6 protein-coding genes and 1 tRNA gene are annotated in these 4,663 nt (G+C 62.9%); all 7 read right to left on the reverse strand.

The genetic code is table 11. The features are described 5' to 3' along the window. Positions 1-379 precede the first annotated feature (379 nt). Positions 380-454, reverse strand: a tRNA-Val gene (locus tag PY257_RS00015). Positions 455-475: 21 nt separating this feature from the next. Further along, complete coding sequence (gene dnaQ / locus PY257_RS00020) at positions 476-1,198, reverse strand: DNA polymerase III subunit epsilon (protein ID WP_275737501.1); 723 nt, start codon at positions 1,196-1,198, stop codon at positions 476-478. Positions 1,199-1,217: 19 nt separating this feature from the next. After that, on the reverse strand, positions 1,218-1,556 hold the full coding sequence (fdx, locus tag PY257_RS00025) for an ISC system 2Fe-2S type ferredoxin (RefSeq protein WP_275737503.1): 339 nt from the start codon (positions 1,554-1,556) through the stop codon (positions 1,218-1,220). Positions 1,557-1,590: 34 nt separating this feature from the next. Further along, positions 1,591-3,456 carry a Fe-S protein assembly chaperone HscA gene (hscA, locus tag PY257_RS00030; RefSeq protein ID WP_275737505.1) on the reverse strand — a complete coding sequence of 622 codons (1,866 nt, stop codon included), beginning with the start codon at positions 3,454-3,456 and terminating at the stop codon, positions 1,591-1,593. 5 nt (positions 3,457-3,461) lie between these two features. After that, positions 3,462-3,980 carry a Fe-S protein assembly co-chaperone HscB gene (gene hscB, locus PY257_RS00035; RefSeq protein ID WP_275737507.1) on the reverse strand — a complete coding sequence of 173 codons (519 nt, stop codon included), beginning with the start codon at positions 3,978-3,980 and terminating at the stop codon, positions 3,462-3,464. A 67-nt stretch (positions 3,981-4,047) separates the two neighbouring features. Then, entirely contained in the window at positions 4,048-4,371 is a 324-nt protein-coding gene (iscA, locus tag PY257_RS00040; protein ID WP_275737509.1) for an iron-sulfur cluster assembly protein IscA, read from the reverse strand. 16 nt (positions 4,372-4,387) lie between these two features. Beyond that, positions 4,388-4,663: iron-sulfur cluster assembly scaffold protein (locus PY257_RS00045; protein ID WP_275737511.1), on the reverse strand; the 276-nt coding region annotated here is incomplete at its 5' end.

Consider the following 4,663-nt stretch of genomic DNA (forward strand, 5'->3'; position numbering starts at 1 on the left):
CTGCGGTTTGACATCCATTTCTAATGGAATCAAACACTTACATTCAGGAAGTGTCGAACTTGTGCTGCACGGCCTGTGTAGGCTGCGCCGTAAGCGGTAAGCCACCAGCGTCTTTCCGCTGAGCCTGAAGGATTTCGACCATTCTTCACATCGACATGACGTGAGGAGGCGGCGATGGGTTGAAGTGGACTGAAGTGGTGGAATAGGCGACGCACAAGGACATGGCGCTTGCTTTAAACGTCGGACCGAACCAAAAACGACAGCCTGACAGTTCACCGATGTACGGGACTGTTTTCCGTACTTTTCCCATACTGACTAAAAAAACGCCTCCTTGTCAGGAGGCACTTCCGTTGCAAGCGGCATGAATACTTGCTTTGTATGGTGGGTGATACATGGATCGAACATGTGACCCCTGCCGTGTGAAGGCAGTGCTCTACCGCTGAGCTAATCACCCGTCGTTGTTTTCACAACAGCCTTAAATTATGCCATAAGCTCGGGCCGCTTTTCGCCAGACCGTGCCGCCGCTCGATTTGTCGAGTTGCACCAGCACGGCATCATGGGCCGCCAGTTCCTGGTCGCTGGGGGCCAGCACGGGCAGCACGATGCGGGAAAGGTCTACGCGCTCGTGCACCACGACAGTCTCGCCGGGCGTTTCCGCCTCTTCGATCAGCAATGCGTCCTGGCCGCGCGTGAGGTTGATGTAGACATCGGCCAGCAGCTCAGCATCCAACAGCGCGCCGTGCAGCGTGCGCCCGGAGTTGTCCACGCCCAGGCGGTCGCACAGCGCATCGAGCGAATTGCGCTTGCCCGGAAACACCTCCTTGGCCAGCGCGAGCGTGTCGATCACGCCAGCGATGTACGACAGCAGCGCACCGCGCCCCAGCAGCGCAAGCTCCTTGTTCAGAAAACCGATGTCGAACGCAGCGTTGTGGATGATGAGCTCGCCGTCGCGCAGGTACTCCATGAGCTCATCGGCCACCTGGGCGAACTTTGGCTTGTCGAGCAGGAACTCGTTGCTGATGCCATGGACCTTCATGGCATCTTCGTGGATGGCCCGCTCGGGATTCAGGTAGAAGTGCTTGTTGTGGCCTGTGAGCTTGCGTCCCACGAGTTCCACGCAGCCGATTTCGATGATGCGGTCGCCGTTCTCCGCCGATAAGCCCGTGGTTTCGGTATCCAGCACGATCTGGCGCGTCATTGCGGGCTCCTCTCTGTCTTCAGTGGTTTTCTTTGGCGTGGTTGATCGAGTACCGGGGTATCTCGACAGTCACGTCCTGCTGTGCAAGGATGGCTTGGCAGGACAGCCGCGACTGCGGCTGCAGCCCCCATGCGCGGTCGAGCAGGTCTTCTTCCGCTTCGTCGGGTTCGTTGAGCGAGGCATAGCCTTCGCGCACGATCACGTGGCAGGTGGTGCAAGCACAGCTCATTTCGCAGGCGTGTTCGATCTCGATGCCGTTGTCGAGCAGAGCCTCGCAGATGGAGGTACCCGCAGGTGCGCTCACCTGTGCACCGCCAGGGCAGTATTCGCTGTGGGGCAGTATTTTTATGACTGGCATGTATCTAGTTTGTCCTTCAGTCCCAAGGAGCGGGTCAGAATGACTGCACGCTCTTGCCCGCGAGCGCCTCGCGAATGCTGCGGTTCATGCGCCGCGCGGCAAAAGCCTCGGCGCCCTTCGCAAGCGCCTGCGTGGCAGTGTCGATGGTCCTCGCATCGTCCGCGCCTTTCGCGCAGTGCAGCGCGGCCATGAGCCGTTCGATGGCGAAGCGCTCTTCCAGGGAAAGGATGTCGCCATCTGCATCCAGTGCGCTTTGCGTCGCGGCCAGCATGCGCTCGGCTTCCACGCGGGCCTCCACGAGCGCGCGGGCGTGCATGTCGTGGCCGGCGGTGGCAAAGCCTTCCTGCAGCATGGCGGCGATCTGCGCGTCCGTCAGGCCATAGGACGGCTTCACGTCGATGTGCGCCTCCACGCCGCTGGTCAGCTCGCGCGCGCCAACGCTCAGAAGCCCATCCGCATCCACCGTGAAGGTGACGCGGATGCGCGCGGCCCCCGCCGCCATGGGCGGGATGCCACGCAGTTCGAAGCGGGCCAGGCTGCGGCAATCTGCCACGAGGTCGCGCTCGCCCTGCACCACGTGCAGAGCCAGCGCAGTCTGCCCGTCCTTGTAGGTCGTGAAGTCCTGCGCCTTGGCGGTCGGGATGGTTTCATTGCGGGACACGATGCGTTCGACCAACCCGCCCATGGTCTCGATGCCCAGCGAAAGCGGAATCACATCGAGCAGCAGCAGGTCGCCCGCAGTATTGTTGCCGGCCAATTGATTGGCCTGGATGGCAGCACCCAGCGCGACGACTTCGTCGGGGTTCAGGTTAGTGAGCGGCTCGCGCTCGAGATACGTGGCAACCGCCCGCCGCACCTGCGGCATGCGGGTGGAGCCACCGACCAGCACCACTCCGTGCACGTCTTCGCGCTGCAGGCGAGCATCGCGCAGCGCCTTGCGCACGGCGGCAATCGTACGCTCGGTCAAATGCCGGGTGGCCGCCTCGAAGTCCGCTCGCGTGACATCGCGGCAGACAAGCCCGGCGGAGAGCAGTGCCGAAAACATGGTCTTTTCCGACGTGGTAAGCGCCTCCTTGGCGGCCCTGGAGGCCACGCGCAGGGTCGCTCTGTCGCTGAGCGTCTGCGGCTGGATGCTGCATTTTTCCAGTACCCAGGCCGCAAGCGCGGCATCATAGTCATCCCCGCCCAATGCGGAATCGCCGCCCGTGGCGATCACCTCGAAAACACCCCGCGTCAGCCGCAGGATGGAAATGTCGAAGGTGCCGCCACCGAGGTCGTATACGGCATAGACACCCTCGCTCGCGTTGTCCAGACCGTAAGCGATAGCTGCTGCCGTGGGCTCGTTCACCAATCGCAGCAGATGGATGCCCGCAAGTTTGGCGGCATCCTTCGTCGCCTGGCGCTGGGCATCGTCGAAATAGGCCGGCACAGTGATGACGGCGCCATACAAATCGCCGGCCAATGAATCCTCGGCCCGGTAGCGCAGCGTGGCCAGGATTTCGGCGCTGATCTCCACGGGGGATTTCTCGCCGGCAACGGTCTTCAGTCCGACCATCGCGCCGTTGGCCTGGCTCTCGGCGAACCGGTAGGGCAGTTGGTCGCGGTGCGCAATGTCGGACAGCCCGCGCCCCATGAACCGCTTGACCGAGACGATGACGTTTTCCGGGTCCGCTGCCTGCGCATCCCGGGCTTCATAGCCGATCTGGGGGCCGTTCTGCGGCAGGTACCGCACGGCAGAGGGCAACAGCGTGCGTCCCTGCGCGTCGGGCAGGCATTCGGCCACACCGTTGCGCACGGTGGCCACCAGCGAATGCGTGGTGCCCAGGTCGATTCCTACCGCTATGCGCCGCTGATGTGGGTCCGGAGACTGGCCCGGTTCGGAAATTTGGAGAAGCGCCATGGGCCCTATTGTCCCCATTGATCGCGCCGATCTTCGACGCTCTCGGCAAAACGCTCAAGGAACATGAGGGCTCTGACTTGCTGTGCAGCGGCGGCGTAGTCATGCTCCGCATCGATCAGACGCGCGCATGCCGCCTGCGCCTGCGCCTGCGCCGCCTGTACTTTGCCGCTCAATGTGTCGAATGCCGCCGCGCTATCCGCCTCGTCAAGCGCCTCGCGCCACTCCATCTGCTGCACCAGGAAGGCTGCCGGCATGGCGGTATTGTTTTCCGCCTGGACCGGCGCGCCGTGCAATTCGCACAGGTATGCAGCACGGCGCAGCGGATCGCGCAGTCGCTGGTATGCCTCGTTGATGCGCACGGACCACTGCATGGCCATGCGCTGCGCCGCGTCACCGTGTGCGGCGTAGCGGTCTGGATGCGCCTCGCGCTGCAGCAGTTTCCAGCGGGCGGCCAGTGCCTGCGGGTCTTGCGCGAACTGCGCTGGCACGTCGAAAAGCTCGAAATCGTCAGATTGCAGGTTCATAGTTCAATAAAAAACCGCCGGCACGGCGGACCGTGCGGGCGGTTGAGCCGTTCACACGACACGGGCGTCAGACGCGAAAGCTCTCACCGCATCCGCAGCGGTCACGCTCGTTGGGGTTGTTGAAGCGAAAGCCCTCGTTCAAGCCCTCGCGCACGAAGTCCAGTTGCGTGCCGTCTATGTAGGCAAGGCTCTTGGGATCTACCATGACCTTGACGCCATGATCCTCGAACACCACATCGTCGGCCACGGCCTCGTCCACGTACTCCAGTTTGTAGGCCAGTCCGGAGCAACCCGTGGTCTTGACGCCCAGTCGTACACCGACGCCCTTTCCACGCCTGGAAAGGTAGCGGCTCACGTGCCGTGCGGCGGCCTCGGTCATCGTGACAGCCATAGAAACGCCTCCTGCCTCAAGCCAGCGCCGCCACTGCAGCGTGCTTCTTCTTGTAGTCGTCGACCGCCGCCTTGATGGCGTCTTCGGCCAGGATGGAGCAGTGGATCTTCACGGGCGGCAAGGCCAGTTCCTCGGCGATCACGCTGTTCTTCAGGGCAGCGGCTTCGTCGAGCGTCTTGCCCTTCACCCATTCCGTCACCAGCGACGAGGATGCGATGGCGGAGCCGCAGCCGTAGGTCTTGAAACGGGCATCCTCGATGACCCCGGTTTCGGCGTTGACCCTGATCTGGAG

The organism is Curvibacter soli (assembly GCF_029211125.1).
In the GTDB taxonomy this organism is placed as follows: Bacteria; Pseudomonadota; Gammaproteobacteria; order Burkholderiales; family Burkholderiaceae_C; genus Curvibacter_A; species Curvibacter_A soli.

What these genes read in the sequence shown, in the direction of transcription:
- hscA (WP_275737505.1), bottom strand. Translation starts at nt 3,456, where the DNA reads ATGGCGCTTCTCCAAATTTCCGAACCGGGCCAGTCTCCGGACCCACAT.
- fdx (WP_275737503.1), bottom strand. Translation starts at nt 1,556, where the DNA reads ATGCCAGTCATAAAAATACTGCCCCACAGCGAATACTGCCCTGGCGGT.
- iscA (WP_275737509.1), bottom strand. Translation starts at nt 4,371, where the DNA reads ATGGCTGTCACGATGACCGAGGCCGCCGCACGGCACGTGAGCCGCTAC.
- hscB (WP_275737507.1), bottom strand. Translation starts at nt 3,980, where the DNA reads ATGAACCTGCAATCTGACGATTTCGAGCTTTTCGACGTGCCAGCGCAG.
- dnaQ (WP_275737501.1), bottom strand. Translation starts at nt 1,198, where the DNA reads ATGACGCGCCAGATCGTGCTGGATACCGAAACCACGGGCTTATCGGCG.